General features: G+C 43.0%; 14 protein-coding genes. 8 read left to right on the top strand and 6 right to left on the bottom strand.

Annotated elements, in window-relative coordinates; genetic code table 11:
- The first annotated feature begins 356 nt into the window (after nucleotides 1–356).
- Together AACQ38_RS02040 and AACQ38_RS02035 are read left to right on the top strand one after the other, a co-directional pair.
- On the top strand, nucleotides 357–1,904 hold the full coding sequence (locus AACQ38_RS02040; protein ID WP_240002221.1) for an anti-phage dCTP deaminase: 1,548 nt from the start codon (nucleotides 357–359) through the stop codon (nucleotides 1,902–1,904).
- On the top strand, nucleotides 1,901–2,071 hold the full coding sequence (locus tag AACQ38_RS02035; protein WP_165577290.1) for a hypothetical protein: 171 nt from the start codon (nucleotides 1,901–1,903) through the stop codon (nucleotides 2,069–2,071). Before AACQ38_RS02040 ends, AACQ38_RS02035 begins: the two co-directional genes overlap by 4 nt.
- A 342-nt stretch (nucleotides 2,072–2,413) precedes the next feature.
- Here AACQ38_RS02035 and uxuA read toward each other — a convergent pair whose 3' ends face one another.
- The 3 genes from uxuA to AACQ38_RS02020 all read right to left on the bottom strand — a co-directional run bounded on the left by uxuA (nucleotide 2,414) and on the right by AACQ38_RS02020 (nucleotide 5,481).
- Entirely contained in the window at nucleotides 2,414–3,601 is a 1,188-nt protein-coding gene (gene uxuA, locus AACQ38_RS02030) for a mannonate dehydratase (protein WP_165577289.1), read from the bottom strand.
- A gap of 37 nt (nucleotides 3,602–3,638) precedes the next feature.
- Complete coding sequence (locus AACQ38_RS02025; protein ID WP_011144573.1) at nucleotides 3,639–4,382, bottom strand: FCD domain-containing protein; 744 nt, start codon at nucleotides 4,380–4,382, stop codon at nucleotides 3,639–3,641.
- A gap of 118 nt (nucleotides 4,383–4,500) precedes the next feature.
- Entirely contained in the window at nucleotides 4,501–5,481 is a 981-nt protein-coding gene (locus tag AACQ38_RS02020) for a TRAP transporter substrate-binding protein (protein ID WP_112872233.1), read from the bottom strand.
- A gap of 297 nt (nucleotides 5,482–5,778) precedes the next feature.
- Here AACQ38_RS02020 and AACQ38_RS02015 point away from each other — a divergent pair, with 297 nt between their 5' ends.
- Genes AACQ38_RS02015 through AACQ38_RS01990 form a run of 6 tightly spaced genes read left to right on the top strand, consistent with a single transcriptional unit; the run spans nucleotide 5,779 to nucleotide 12,144 of the window.
- On the top strand, nucleotides 5,779–6,285 hold the full coding sequence (locus AACQ38_RS02015) for a TRAP transporter small permease (protein ID WP_113025956.1): 507 nt from the start codon (nucleotides 5,779–5,781) through the stop codon (nucleotides 6,283–6,285).
- A gap of 27 nt (nucleotides 6,286–6,312) precedes the next feature.
- On the top strand, nucleotides 6,313–7,626 hold the full coding sequence (locus tag AACQ38_RS02010) for a TRAP transporter large permease (RefSeq protein ID WP_011144576.1): 1,314 nt from the start codon (nucleotides 6,313–6,315) through the stop codon (nucleotides 7,624–7,626).
- Nucleotides 7,627–7,653: 27 nt separating this feature from the next.
- On the top strand, nucleotides 7,654–9,135 hold the full coding sequence (locus AACQ38_RS02005; protein WP_165577288.1) for a fructuronate reductase: 1,482 nt from the start codon (nucleotides 7,654–7,656) through the stop codon (nucleotides 9,133–9,135).
- A complete protein-coding gene (gene uxaC / locus AACQ38_RS02000) occupies nucleotides 9,132–10,556 on the top strand; it encodes a glucuronate isomerase (protein WP_165577287.1) in 1,425 nt (474 codons plus the stop codon). The genes AACQ38_RS02005 and uxaC overlap by 4 nt, the downstream gene beginning before the upstream one ends.
- Nucleotides 10,553–11,497, top strand: a complete 945-nt coding sequence (locus AACQ38_RS01995) for a sugar kinase (protein WP_011144579.1) — start codon at nucleotides 10,553–10,555, stop codon at nucleotides 11,495–11,497. The genes uxaC and AACQ38_RS01995 overlap by 4 nt, the downstream gene beginning before the upstream one ends.
- A 17-nt stretch (nucleotides 11,498–11,514) precedes the next feature.
- A complete protein-coding gene (locus AACQ38_RS01990; protein ID WP_041379857.1) occupies nucleotides 11,515–12,144 on the top strand; it encodes a bifunctional 4-hydroxy-2-oxoglutarate aldolase/2-dehydro-3-deoxy-phosphogluconate aldolase in 630 nt (209 codons plus the stop codon).
- Between the two features lie 82 nt (nucleotides 12,145–12,226).
- Here AACQ38_RS01990 and AACQ38_RS01985 read toward each other — a convergent pair whose 3' ends face one another.
- The 3 genes from AACQ38_RS01985 to AACQ38_RS01975 all read right to left on the bottom strand — a co-directional run bounded on the left by AACQ38_RS01985 (nucleotide 12,227) and on the right by AACQ38_RS01975 (nucleotide 14,229).
- Nucleotides 12,227–12,715 (bottom strand): GNAT family N-acetyltransferase, encoded by a 489-nt coding sequence (locus tag AACQ38_RS01985; protein ID WP_011144581.1) that lies wholly within the window; start codon nucleotides 12,713–12,715, stop codon nucleotides 12,227–12,229.
- Nucleotides 12,706–12,978 (bottom strand): type II toxin-antitoxin system TacA family antitoxin, encoded by a 273-nt coding sequence (locus AACQ38_RS01980; RefSeq protein ID WP_011144582.1) that lies wholly within the window; start codon nucleotides 12,976–12,978, stop codon nucleotides 12,706–12,708. The genes AACQ38_RS01985 and AACQ38_RS01980 overlap by 10 nt, the downstream gene beginning before the upstream one ends.
- A 375-nt stretch (nucleotides 12,979–13,353) precedes the next feature.
- On the bottom strand, nucleotides 13,354–14,229 hold the full coding sequence (locus AACQ38_RS01975) for a hypothetical protein (protein WP_242685501.1): 876 nt from the start codon (nucleotides 14,227–14,229) through the stop codon (nucleotides 13,354–13,356).
- Nucleotides 14,230–14,284: the final 55 nt, after the last annotated feature.

Genomic DNA, 14,284 nt, shown 5'->3' with positions numbered 1-14,284 from the left:
AGGATACACCTTTCCTCTAATTAGAGATACAATTTAGTCCTTATTATAATAGAAGGGAGGTGAATTTATGAAAAAGGGTAAATTATGTGATGTTAATTCATATTTCCTAATCTGGTATTAGAGGAAGAGTTTAAATAAGAATGTACAGGGTATAGTAAATAAAAAGTCTATATTTAGCTACGGAATTATATTTTTTTGAATGTTATTGTCCGTTTTTTACAAATGTAATTAACGGCTATTTTAAATAGAGTAAAACGATAATAGGTAGAAATACTTAACATGATTAACATACCCTATGGATTTCGAGATGCATCGCGGCGGCAAGTGAGCGAATCCCCGGGAGCATAGATAACGATGTGACCGGTGTGAGAGAGTGTAGCCAACAAAGAGGCAACTTGAAAGATAACGGGTATATAAATAAAACATATCTATTTGAGGGTGATCAGATGATGCCTTGTGATTTTGATTCTGAGGTCGTTATTGCGTTAGTTGGTGCTGTAGGAACGGATCTGGAAATAATTAGAGATTCTATAACAAAGAAACTTAATGCGTTCAGGTATGATGTACAGGAGATAAGAATATCTTCTGAAATCATTTCGGTATTAAGAGATATTCCCTCAACAAGGGATAATTATGAAAGGATAAGTTGTTTAATGTCGGAGGGTAATTATTTAAGAGAGTCTAGTCAGGATAGTTCTATATTAGCATTGGCTGCGGTGGCAGAAATAAATAAAAGAAGGGAGAAGAAGCATTTCTCATCAATACCATCTATTAGGAGGGCATATATTATAAATTCTCTCAAACACCCGGATGAAGTCAATGCTCTAAGGGAGATTTATGTAAATGGTTTTTTCTTGATAGGTGTATATACGAGTGAATCTCAGAGATTAAGAAATCTTATCGTTGATAAATGTATTGATGAAGTAAAAGCCAGAGAATTGATTAATCGTGATTCCAATGAAGGGAATAAGTGGGGGCAGCGTAATCGAGATACTTATGAGTTATCAGATTTCTTTATAAATTATGATGGAAATAAAAATAGGACCGACAATAATATATGGAGAATATTAGATCTGATTTTTGGTAACCCATATGTCACGCCAACCTTTGATGAATACGCTATGTTCATGGCTTTTTCTGCTTCTCTGCGATCAGCAGATCTTTCCCGTCAGGTTGGTGCGGTATTAACCAAAGATAAGAATATAATCTCAACTGGAGCTAATGATGTGCCACGATTTGGCGGAGGATTATATTGGCCTGATTATGTAGGAGATTCAATTGAAGATGCTGAAAATGGTAGAGATTATAAAGTAGGTGAAGATTCAAACGCTAAAGAGAAAAGATTAATTATTGAAGATATACTTGAAGATATTGAAGAGGAACAAAAAGAAAAGTTTAGAGGATGTCTCCTAAATAGCAAGATAAAGGATATTACCGAATATGGCAGGGTTGTACATGCTGAAATGGAAGCAATCTTGGCGTGTGCAAGAAGTAACATTAGTACTCATAATGGGATATTATACTGTACTACATTTCCTTGTCATAACTGTGCAAAACATATCGTTGCTAGCGGTATACGGCGAGTTGTCTATATTGAGCCTTATCCTAAAAGTAAAGCTTTTGATTTTCATCCTGATTCTATTTCAACACCTGAAGAGTCTTATGATAATAAAGTGATTTTTGAACCATTTGTGGGTGTTGGGCCTCGCTGTTTCTTTAATTTGTTTTCAACAAATCTGGGGATAGGATATAAAATAAAAAGAAAAAATAAGGGTGGCAAAGTTATTAAGTGGCGTAGAAAGGATGGAAGGCTGAGAATGAAGATGCTATCATTATCTTATATAGAAAAAGAAACCGAATCAGCAGCTAACGTAGATAACTTAATAAAGGAGTTAAAAAAATGACTAAGAGAGAGGAGTTTTTAGCTTATTTAAGTGAAGCGAGTAAAATAGTTGAACAATGGCCAGATTGGAAGAAAGGTGGATTGAGAACCTATCGTAACCCGCAGACATCTGGTGAAAATAAACCTAAGGACTATACGACAGGTGAGACTGAAAATAAATTGGCATAACCTATTCTTATTTATTGAAAAATAGAAGGGTCGATAAGAATTTTTTGTTTTCATCCCAAATTTATATATTAATAAATCAACTAAAATAATAAATTAAAATTTTAGTTTAAAATGAGCCTGTACATATACCCTATGGATTTCAAGATGCTTCGCGACGGCAAGGGAGAGAATCCCCGGGAGCATAGCAAACTATGTGACTGGGGTGAGCGAGTTCAGCCAACAAAGAGGCAACTTGAAAGATGACGGGTATAAAGTTGTAGTCAATCGCTTTAACATGGCTTCATCTAAATAAAGTAACCCTTTTTAGGGTTACTAGTAAATATAGTGAATAACGTAAATTCATTATTTATTTTCAAAAAACGCTCGCCTTAAACCTAATTCCAGACCGCGAATTTCTGCCAAACCTTTTAATCGACCAATACAGGAATAACCGGGATTAGTCTGTTTTTTCAGGTCATCAATTATTTGATGGCCGTGATCAGGGCGCATAGGTATCAAACGGTTATCTCCAACCTTCTTACGGCGATATTCTTCACGCAGGATTTCCATCACTACATTATACATATCCACATCACCTGCCAGATGAGTGGCTTCATGGAAAGTTTTGCTGTTTTCTTCCCGTTGGGTGGAGCGCAGGTGAGTGAAATAGATTCGGTTGCCATAGTATTTAATTATCTCAACCAAATCATTATCACTACGAACACCATAGGAGCCAGTACACATTGTAATACCGTTAGCCGGGCTTGGTTCAATGGTGGTCAGCCATTCAATATCTTCAATGGTGGAAATAATACGCGGTAAGCCCAGAATAGGACGCGGCGGATCATCCGGGTGAATTGCCAGACGTAAACCATATTCTTCACATACAGGAACAATCTGGTGCAGGAAATAAGCCAAATGTTCACGCAGTTTATCGCGGGTAATATCTTTGTAGCGATCTAGTTGCGCCTGAAATTCTGCTAACGTATAGCCCTCTTCGGCCCCTGGCAGACCGGCAATAATATTAGTGGTGAGTTTCTTAATATCAGCCGCAGACATGTTGTCGTAATAGACTTTTGCCTGAGCTTGCTCTTCAACGGTGTAATCAGCTTCTGCATTTGGTCGTTTGAGGATATAGATTTCAAATGCGGCGAAGGCAATTTGGTCAAAACGCAGGGCCTTAGAACCATCAGGGAGTGAATATTCCAGATCGGTGCGTGTCCAGTCCAGCACGGGCATAAAATTATAGCAGACGGTATCAATGCCACATTCCGCCAAATTTTTCAGTGAAGTTTTGTAGTTATTAATCCATTGAGAATAGTGACCGGTCCGGGTTTTAATCTCTTCATGGACAGGCACACTTTCAACAACTGACCAGATAAGCCCCTTATTTTCGATGAGGGTTTTACGGGCCAAGATTTCGTCTTTGTTCCAAATATGTCCGTTAGGAATATGGTGTAATGCGGTAACGATGCCGGTTGCACCAGCCTGACGGATATCATCTAAAGAAACAGGATCATTTGGGCCGAACCAACGCCAAGTTTGTTCCATTGTTATTTACCTTATATACAAACGCCAGAATAAAAACTTATTTACAGGGATATGAGTTAAAGAGATAGCCGTCGAAATAGGGATCGTCAATATCAGACAATTCCAGTAAACGTAATTTTACATTCTCCAGATGTTGCCACATCGCTTGTTTGGCCGCCGCCGGATCTTTCTTGATCATGGCGGATAAAATGATCTGATGGTCATGCAGCCATTCTTTACGATAATCTTTATCGGTAATTCGAGTGTGCAGTTTCTGCCACATGGGATTATTTTCCCGCCATGCCCAAGATTGTTTAAGCAGTTCAACTAACATGCTGTTATGGGTTGCTTCCGCAATCGCCAGATGGAATTCTCTGTCACCGGATTCATCTTCACCGGAGGCCAAATCTTCGGATTCCTTTTGCAAGGCTCGACGCATATTCGCAATGTTATTTGGTGTCACTTGCATGGCGGCAAATTCGGCAATATTACTTTCCAGCAATTGGCGAGCTTGTAATAACTCAAAAGGTCCCGCTGCGTTAACTGAGCATGAAGAGGAAGTCGGCAGGTGAGGGCGGTTAATAATATAGATCCCGGAACCTTTGCGCACTTCAATAAGGCTTTCTAGTTCGAGCATAATTAATGCTTCACGCACAACGGTTCTGGAAACCTGTAGTAATTCAGCAAGTTCTCGCTCCGGTGGTAAGCGATCCCCGATACGATATTGCTGGTTGGCAATCATCTCTCTTAATGAAATGCCAACTTCTTGGTAAGGACGTTTTGGCTCAAGTAAATGCTTCATGGTGTCACTATTGTTGTCGTGATTATCGATGGTATTGTATGGATAATAGTCAAAAATAGAAATTGGTCAACCAAAAATGCCGCTCAAGGGCGAAGGCCATTTGGCCTTCGCCAATGATTTATCTGACTGCGCGGATGCGCTCTACCATACGGTAAAGCATTGGGTCGCTTTTCTTAATGTCGTCATACATCGGTTTGACCGCCTCTTCAAACGATTTTTGATCCACATCGACGAACTTAACGCCAATTTTCTCTGCATTCTGGCGCTCTTTCTCCTCTGATTTTTCCCATAATTTCGTCATATATTGAGAAGAGTTAATGGCCGCGTTTATAAGAATTTTTTGTTGTTCTGATGACAGTTTATTTAGCGATTTAGTAGAAATAACAAGGACATCTGGCACCATAGTATGGTTATCCAGCGAGAAGTATCTGGCAACTTCACTGTGACGGCTCAGGCTAAAAGAGGGAATATTATTTTCGGCAGCATCGACCACACCCTGTTGTAGAGCAGTATACAGTTCACCGTAAGCCAGTGGAGTTGGGTTACCGCCTAAATTTTTCACCATTGAGATGGCTGTTGGGCTTGGCTGAACCCGAATTTTCATGCCTTTTAGGTCCTCAGGTGTGCGGATAGGCTTTTTGGCGTAGAAGCTACGTGCGCCCGCTTCATAGTAGGTTATACCAATAAAGCCACGGTTTTTGCTGGATGTCAGAATCTCTTTACCAATCTCGCCGTTTTTAATTTTTTCGTAATGGGCTTTATCGCGAAACAGATAAGGTAAGTTAAAAGCAGAATAAGTGGGCGAAAAAGCTTCCAGTTCTGCGGCATTGGATTTGACTAAATCCAATGCACCATTTTGCATCAGTTCCATCGATTCCCGCTGGTTACCCAATTGTGCGTCTGGATAGATCCGAATACGAACATCACCATTCGTTTTTTGGCGAACTTCATCTGCAAACTGAGTCATTGCCTTGTGCACTGCATGATCGCGGTTATGGTTATGGCTGAGTTTTAATGTTGTTACTGCCATAACTTGTGACGCGCTTAAGGCAAATATCGCACCGATTACAGTAGATAAAATTCGCTTAGAATTGCTCATTGTTCGTTCTCCAATTGTTGTAAATAGGTTACGGGCACAACTGAACTGACGGTCAAACCATAAGCATCACTTCGGATTTCGTCAAAAAGTAAAAGTGATTTGGTTGACCAATATCACAAAATAATCGGGCCAACGGGTGGACCAGTCAGTTTGTGATCCCGCTCACTGGATGTTTTTTTGACCTGGATCTTATAATCCAAGCAACGTAAAGCTTCCTTTACTGATTTTGGTCAGACAGTTTGCCCTATTTGGTCGATCAAATCGGGCACATGTTGAGGCCAATAAGGACAAAGCCCCGTGAAAAACCTTGTGTATTGCCTCAATAAAGGTTTGGCATTTTTTACCGTCAGCCTTTCCGTTTTTTTGGTGTTTTGTGTCACATGGCAGGTGGTTTCCCGCTATGTGTTTGGTACGCCAAGTACGGTAACGGATGAACTCGCTCGTTATCTGTTTATGTGGGTCGCCATGATTGGCGCGGCATATACCACAGGTCAACATCGCCATTTAGCTATCGACCTGTTAACGATGAAACTTAAGGGAATAGGCAAAAATAGTGTGGGTTTGGTGATCCAGGCCGCGATCATGCTGTTTGCTTCGATCGTGCTGGTGTATGGCGGATCGGTACTGGTGATCTCAACCCTTGAAACCGGGCAGATCACGCCCGCGCTGGGATTACAGATGGGATATGTCTATTTATGTCTGCCAATTAGCGGTGTTCTGATGATCTGCTATGTGCTAGTAGACATTGTTGCTCTTATTCGGAATTTTTCAGGTAAAGACGCGGTTATTTCTGAAAATCAATAAAGTCACCAGGCAGAAGGGGATGGGCTTATGGATTGGCAAGTGGTTTTAGCGTTGTTCGGTAGTTTTGCCGTGTTGCTGGCACTGGGTGTACCGGTATCCTTTGCGATTGGTTTGTCATCATTACTGGCAATTATGATGACTTTACCAATGGAAGCGGCGATTACCGTGGTTGCTCAACGTATGGCAGTCGGTGTTGATAACTTCTCTTTGCTCGCTATCCCGTTCTTTATTCTGGCGGGAAATATTATGAATCAAGGGGGAATCGCTGCCCGTCTAATTAATCTGGCGAAAGTCATGGGCGGCCGTTTGCCCGGTTCTCTGGTGCACGTCAATATTATAGCGAATATGTTTTTCGGTGCGATTTCGGGCTCAGCAGTGGCATCGGCTGCGGCGGTCGGCGGAACGATGGCACCAATGCAGAAAAAAGAGGGTTATGAGCCGGAATACTCCGCTGCTGTAAACATTGCTTCCTGTCCTGCCGGTTTGTTGATCCCGCCAAGTAATACTTTGATTGTTTACTCACTGGTTTCTGGTGGCACATCAATTGCCGCACTGTTTTTGGCGGGTTATATTCCCGGTATTTTGATGGGGGCATCTTTGATGATTGTGGCGGCAATCATTGCCAAGCGCCGTGGTTATCCGGTATCACCCAAGCCGACATGGAACGAATTTTTCACCACATTAGTTCGTGCATTGCCTTCTCTGATGCTGGTTGTGGTTATTATGGGAGGGATCATTGCCGGTATTTTTACCGCCACAGAAGCCTCGGCGATTGCTGTGTTGTACAGCTTTATATTGGCAGTATTGATTTATCGTGAAGTCAGTATCACTAAATTACCCAAAATCATTCTGGATTCTGCGGTGACCACTTCCATTGTTTTGTTGCTGATTGGTGCATCAATGGGCATGTCTTGGGCAATGGCGAATGCGGATCTGCCCTATTTGATCGCTGATGCACTCATGGCGTTTTCTGAAAACCCTCTGGTTATTCTGCTGGTCATTAATCTGGTTCTGTTGTTGGTCGGAACCTTTATGGATATGACACCGGCGATTCTGATTTTTACGCCGATTTTCCTGCCAGTAGCGCAGAATATGGGCGTTGATCCGGTACATTTCGGCATCATTATGACCTTCAACCTAGCTATTGGTATTTGTACACCGCCGGTAGGGAGTGCGCTGTTTGTGGGTTGTTCTATCGGTGAGGTCAGCATTAATAAGGTATTGAAACCGTTAGTTCCCATGTATTGCGCTTTGGTTATCGCGTTGATGTTGGTGACCTTCATACCGCAACTGAGCTTGTGGTTGCCTCAGATGTTACTGAATTACTCAGTATTTAAGTAATCCGCGTCATTAAACAGGAATTGTTCTATGATCCGTAATATAGCCAACAGCAAAATTAACCCCGCTATTTCTCTGCCTTCTTATGATCGTCAGAAGTTGGTTGCCCGTGTTGTCCATCTGGGATGTGGCGCTTTTCACCGTGCCCATCAGGCGGTTTTTACTCATCATATGTTGGAAAAAACGGGCAGTGATTGGGGAATTTGTGAAGTCAGTTTGTTCTCCGGTCATCGGTTGATTCAGCAACTTAAACAGCAAGATTGCTTGTGCACCATTGCGGAGAAGGGGACAGAACAAACTGAGTTGAAAATTATCGGCTCTATGGTTGATGCTTTACACCCTGAGTTTGTGGGTCAGCAAGGTATTCTGGAAACGATAGCGCAGCCGCAAGTGGCGGTTATTTCTCTGACGATTACTGAAAAAGGGTATTGCATCGATGCAGCCAGCGGCAAGCTGGATGTGAATAATGCATTAATTCAACGGGACTTAGCTAACCCAACCGAACCAACATCGGCCATTGGTTATATTGTCGAGGCGCTTCGTCTGCGTTATGAACGTGACTTGCCGCCATTGACGGTGATGTCCTGCGATAATATCAGAGAGAATGGCAACATTGCCCGTGAAGCGGTGGTGGGTTTTGCCCGCTTACGTGATGAAAAGCTGGCGCAATGGATTGAACTGAATGTGACTTTTCCATGCACAATGGTTGACCGTATTGTTCCTGCGGCTACGCCAGAATCGGTGGCGGAGATAGCCGGACAGCTAGGTGTATACGATCCCAGTGCAATCACCTGTGAACCTTTCCGTCAGTGGGTGATTGAGGATAACTTTGCCAATGGCCGCCCAAACTGGGATGTGGCAGGAGCCCAATTCGTTAAAGATGTGATGCCTTTTGAAACCATGAAATTACGGATGCTAAACGGTAGCCACTCATTTTTAGCCTACCTGGGCTATTTAGCGGGATATGCGCATATTGCTGACGCAATGGCGAACCCCGATTACCGGCAAGCCGCTTTGGATCTGATGTTGGAAGAACAAGCGCCAACTTTGACGATGCCGGTAGGAACCGATCTTTTTCAATATGCTCATCTGTTGATTGAACGTTTTAGTAACCCCAACCTTAAGCATCAAACCGGGCAGATAGCAATGGATGGCAGCCAGAAGCTGCCACAACGTATGTTTGATTCTGTCATTTATCATCTGGCAAACGGCAGCGATTACCGCCATTTAGCCTTGGGTATCGCCGGGTGGATGCGTTATGTCAGTGGAAAAGATGAACAAGGCAAATTGATTGATGTGCGTGATCCGCTGGTTGAGCAGTTTAAATCCATTTACCAGCAATATGGGTTATCTGTTGATGTAGTACCCGCGTTGTTGGCGATTTTTGGTAACCCAGTGTTAGCTAATCCGCATTTTGTCCGGGCGGTTACCGCAGCTTATCAATTATTATTGGATTGCGGCGCTCGTCATGCTGTGGCGGCACTCGATTTAGCTGACAGGAAAATGATATGAAAAATTTTATGTGTGACGATTTTCTTCTGAACAATGAAACTGCCCGTCAGCTATATCATGAACATGCCGCAGATATGCCGATTTATGATTATCACTGTCATCTTAATCCGCGTGAAATTGCTGAAAATCGCCGGTTTGATAACCTTGGTCAGATTTGGTTGGAAGGGGATCACTACAAATGGCGGGCTATGCGCTGTGCGGGTATTGATGAATCACTGATTACCGGCAAGCAAACCCGTGATTATGAAAAATATCAGGCATGGGCAGAAACAGTACCGTTGACCTTAGGAAATCCACTTTATCACTGGACACATCTAGAATTACGTCGTCCATTTGGTATTAGCGGGATATTGTTTGGGCCGCAAACCGCGGATGAAATTTGGCATCAATGCAACGAAAAGCTGGCAACCCCGGCGTTTTCAGCGCGTGGCATCATGCAGCAAATGAATGTACGTATGGTTGGAACCACGGATGATCCGGTAGATTCTTTGCAATATCACCGCCAAATCGCGACAGATGAGAGTTTCGATATCGAAGTATTACCAAGCTGGCGTCCTGATCGGGTATTTAAAATCGAGCTGGCGGGTTTCATTGACTATATCAAACAGCTTGAAGCCGTGGCTGATGTATCGATTGTTGCTTTTGCTGATGTGTTGAACGCGTTGGAGCGTCGGCTTGAGCATTTTGCTGCTCATGGCTGCCGGGCTGCTGATCACGGCATAGAAAATTTGCGCTATGCTCCTATTCCTGATGAAACGGTATTAAATGGCATCCTGCAAAAACGGCTGGCAGGGGGCATTCTCTCTGAGCTTGAAATTGCACAGTACACCACGGCGATTCTGGTATGGCTTGGCCGGCAATATGCCGCCCGTGGTTGGGTGATGCAAATGCATATCGGCGCTATTCGCAACAATAATAGCCGGATGTTCCGCTTACTTGGCGCGGATAGCGGCTTTGATTCCATTGGTGATAACAATATTGCTTGGCCGCTATCTCGCTTGCTGGATAGTATGGATGTGACGGATGAGTTGCCGAAAACGATTCTTTACTGTCTGAATCCACGAGATAACGAAGTGATTGCTACGATGGCCAGTAACTTTCAAGGTGGCGGTATCGCCGGTAAAGTGCAGTTTGGTTCGGGCTGGTGGTTCAATGATCAGAAAGATGGCATGTTGCGTCAGCTTGAACAACTTTCCCAACTTGGGTTGCTGAGTCAATTTGTTGGTATGTTGACCGATTCTCGTAGCTTTCTTTCATACACGCGGCATGAATATTTTCGCCGCATTCTGTGTAATGTGTTAGGGCAATGGGCAGAAAAGGGCGAAATTCCTAACCACAAAGCCATGTTAGGGCAGATAGTTGAGGATATTTGTTTTAATAACGCTCGCCGTTATTTTGCTTTGCCGGGAGAAAATCTATGAAGCAGATTGCACTCCTTGGTGAATGTATGATCGAACTTAATGGTGCCCCTTTTTCGACCATGCATCAGACTTTCGGTGGTGATGTCTTGAACAGTGCGGTTTATTTAGCACGTGCAAGCCGACAGAAGATTGCTGTTCATTTTGTGACTGCGTTGGGCTTGGATTCGCTCAGTGAAGGGATGATCACACGTTGGCAAGACGAGGGTATTCGCACCCATCTGATTTTGCGTGATCCGGTTCGCCAACCGGGACTGTATTTGATTCAACTTGATGGACAGGGAGAGCGCACCTTTCTGTACTGGCGTAATAATTCCGCTGCCCGTTATATGGTGCGCCATCCTGATTTCTCTTCGGTTATGCAAGCATTACAGCAGATGGATGCCATTTATCTCAGTGGTATCAGTTTGGCTATCTTGCCTGTTGATGATCGTGAAAAGCTACTAAACTTGCTGGCTGAGCTGGCTGCTCAAGGAAAAACCATCATTTTCGACAGTAATTATCGTTCGGCATTATGGCAAAGTGTGGAGGAAACCCAAGTTTGTTATCAGAAATTACTCGCCTTTACCTCATTGGCACTGGTGACAGATGACGATGAATGTAAGCTGTGGGGCGATAAATCGGTTACAGAAACCATGATTCGTCTTAAACAAGCAGGAGTTAAAGAAGCCGTGATTAAAGCGGGGGCTGCCGGTTGCTATTATCAGCATTTGGTACAGGATACTCCGATTGAGCTGATCCCAACGGTGCCGGTTGTTAACGTGGCCGATACCACGGCGGCGGGAGACGCCTTTAATGCTGGGTTTCTGGCAGGATTTCTGACGGATTGTCCGATACAACAAGCGGCAATTATGGGGCATTGTCTGGCTGGTACCGTTATTCAGCATAAAGGGGCGATTATTCCAATCAGTGCAACTCAAGCAGTGACTGACAGTTTCTTTTAACAGCGGAGAGAAAATTGATGAAACAGATGATTGAACAGTTACGCCAGTTAAAAATTGTACCCGTGATTGCTGTTGACCGAGCGGAAGATATTATTCCGTTGGGTAAAGCATTGGCTGACAACGGCTTGCCGGTAGCCGAAATTACTTTCCGTTCTACGGCAGCGGCGGAAGCTATTCGTTTGTTGAGAGCAGCTCAGCCGAATATGCTGATTGGTGCAGGTACTGTTCTGAACCGTGATCAGGTGGTTGCTGCAAAACAGGCTGGCGCTGATTTTATGGTTTCGCCGGGTTTTAATCCAAATACGGTCAAAGCCTGTCAGCAATTGAATATTCCTATTATTCCGGGTGTGAATAATCCAAGTGCGATTGAAGGTGCAATGGAATTGGGGCTAAAACTATTGAAATTCTTCCCGGCAGAACCTTCCGGCGGTTTGCCAATGATTAAAGCGATATTGGCACCTTATACTGAATTGCAAATTATGCCGACTGGGGGAATCGGACCAAATAATATTCGCGATTATCTTGCTGTACCGCGTATTGTGGCGTGTGGTGGTTCATGGATGGTTAGTCAAGCGCTGGTGGGCAGCCAAAACTGGCAGGAAATCGGTCGCCTGACTCGTGAAGCGGTGGATTTGGTGAATACTTAAGGAATAGTGGTTCTTGTCTTGGGATAAAATATTATTCCGACAATAATACCAAAGGGAAAAAAAGGGTTTAGTAAAAATTCTTTCACTTCTGTTTGCCTAATGGAAGCATCAGCGTGTATGGCTCCAACGGTGACTGGACGAAGCCAAGACGCGTATAGAACGTTCGAGCGCTCTCATCAAGTGCGTGGACGATTATAGCTGAAATGCCCACCTGTTCTGCTGTGCTGGCGACACGCTTCCAAGCATCTTGGAGAAGCAATGCCCCGAGCTTCTTCCCCTGATATTCCACATCGACAGCCAGACGGCCAAGAAGCACTACAGGGATAGGATCTGGCATATTGCGTTTAAGCGATGGTGTAGATTCAATATGATTAATTGAACCGGCGCTTAGACAATAATAACCGATAACGTCTTTTGTGCCTTCCTTGCAAATAACAAATGTGCGGCTCGCGCCGAGCTTATTATTTTTTAAAGCCCGGCGTGAAAGCCATTCGTTTAATGTTTCATGCTGGCAATAAAAATCATTTATATTATGTTCAGCCGTTAATATTTCAGGTGTGCTTATTCCCACGGTGCTTTATATCCCATCAGTTTTTTAAAACCTTCATTATCAGAAAGCGGTTGCTCCAGCATCTGCATGAACATATGGTATTTTTCGTCGTTAACGAAAAAGTGGCGCTGATCGAGTATGGCATCTTCGGCTGCGCGGCAGGCAGCATCCAAGATGAAATCAGTTCGGGTCTTTGAGAGCAGGTTTGCTGCATGGTCAATAAGCTCCCGCTGGAAGGCTTTCGCCCGGATGTTGATCGGGGTTTCTTTAGGTTGTGTTCTCATAAATCACCTGTGTAGCAAATTGGTAGATAGTCATTATAGCAGTTGTATAACTAATAGATATACATTTAGCGTCTCCATTTGAAATCTTATGAAACGTAAGCATGCTGGGTTATCCAAAATATATATACCCGTCATCTTTCAAGCCGCCTCTTTGTTGGCTGCACTCGCTCACCCCGGTCACATAGTTATCTATGCTCCCGGGGATTCTCTCCCTTGCCGTCGCGATGCAACTTGAAATCCATAGGGTATATACTGTCAGACATCTATTACAGGATTAATACTTTTTTGCTGATAATAGCCCAGTCTGGGCCTGGTGTTATATAGGATAAAACAACCAGCAGAAGATAGAAATAAAGTAGGTCGAGGTTCATAGTTTTATACTCTGCAATGAGTTGTTACTTGAATAAAATCAGCAGATTCACCGATCTTTATTTCAACATTTACGTCTTTGACTTCATTAATATTATTTATATGTGTGCCTCCGCATAGGATAGTGACTACCTTAGAGTCAATAGTCGATTTCCATAATCTAGTGTCACTAATCTCTTTTGATTTATATTCAATGGTTATTTCCGCACCCTGAGATAACCAATTATTGAGTGTGTTATTAACTTCTCTATTAATTTTATCCAGATTTTCAATTAGTATATTTTTATCAAATCCTTTCTTTTTGATCGATTTACCAAAGCGATAAATATCAACGGATTTAAGTTCTGTAATAGAAGATTGGTAAATGGCGGCTTTATCTAAATTATAGTTTCCCAAATCATCGGTATCGTACACTTTGGACCATATATGATGTGTTGCTTTATTTACAGCAAGGGACATAAAGTGGGCCATAGAGTGTGCAGCACTTACCTTATACCTTGTTTCATCGTTCACAGATAGAGTTACCGTTTTCCCTATAAGATCTCTCTCAGAAATTCCGTGTAAATCAGGTAAGTAGTGTGCTGGCATAATTTTATCTGGCGACGTTGCTTGTTTCGTTATTTCCTGGTCTATATATAAATGACCATCAATAAGGCCCGCAGTGTAAACTTTTGTCACAGTAAGTTCTTTATCGCCTATTGAAATTATTCCATTATCATGTAGTTGGTCTGGCCACTTATAGTTCTTCGGGTAGAATGGACTATCTTGGGTTATCAAAAGGGTGCCATCTTCGTATCTCATAAGCCCGATAATGTTGGATTCTAATGTCAGGGTCCCTAGCATAAATGAAGCTTCTGCTGTCAATAATTCATTAATATTCATATCCATAGGTCATGTAATATCTCACAAGTTATAATTTTGGGGCATCTATTGCTAC

It is taken from the genome of Photorhabdus sp. RW14-46 (assembly GCF_963887965.1).
GTDB lineage: Bacteria > Pseudomonadota > Gammaproteobacteria > Enterobacterales > Enterobacteriaceae > Photorhabdus > Photorhabdus laumondii.
Note: the sequence above shows the minus strand (reverse complement) of the source record. Positions and strands in the feature narration are given on the sequence as shown.

What these genes read in the sequence shown, in the direction of transcription:
- AACQ38_RS02035 (WP_165577290.1), top strand. Translation starts at nt 1,901, where the DNA reads ATGACTAAGAGAGAGGAGTTTTTAGCTTATTTAAGTGAAGCGAGTAAA.
- uxuA (WP_165577289.1), bottom strand. Translation starts at nt 3,601, where the DNA reads ATGGAACAAACTTGGCGTTGGTTCGGCCCAAATGATCCTGTTTCTTTA.
- AACQ38_RS02025 (WP_011144573.1), bottom strand. Translation starts at nt 4,382, where the DNA reads ATGAAGCATTTACTTGAGCCAAAACGTCCTTACCAAGAAGTTGGCATT.
- AACQ38_RS02020 (WP_112872233.1), bottom strand. Translation starts at nt 5,481, where the DNA reads ATGAGCAATTCTAAGCGAATTTTATCTACTGTAATCGGTGCGATATTT.
- AACQ38_RS02010 (WP_011144576.1), top strand. Translation starts at nt 6,313, where the DNA reads ATGGATTGGCAAGTGGTTTTAGCGTTGTTCGGTAGTTTTGCCGTGTTG.
- AACQ38_RS02005 (WP_165577288.1), top strand. Translation starts at nt 7,654, where the DNA reads ATGATCCGTAATATAGCCAACAGCAAAATTAACCCCGCTATTTCTCTG.
- uxaC (WP_165577287.1), top strand. Translation starts at nt 9,132, where the DNA reads ATGAAAAATTTTATGTGTGACGATTTTCTTCTGAACAATGAAACTGCC.
- AACQ38_RS01995 (WP_011144579.1), top strand. Translation starts at nt 10,553, where the DNA reads ATGAAGCAGATTGCACTCCTTGGTGAATGTATGATCGAACTTAATGGT.
- AACQ38_RS01990 (WP_041379857.1), top strand. Translation starts at nt 11,515, where the DNA reads ATGAAACAGATGATTGAACAGTTACGCCAGTTAAAAATTGTACCCGTG.
- AACQ38_RS01980 (WP_011144582.1), bottom strand. Translation starts at nt 12,978, where the DNA reads ATGAGAACACAACCTAAAGAAACCCCGATCAACATCCGGGCGAAAGCC.
- AACQ38_RS01975 (WP_242685501.1), bottom strand. Translation starts at nt 14,229, where the DNA reads ATGAATATTAATGAATTATTGACAGCAGAAGCTTCATTTATGCTAGGG.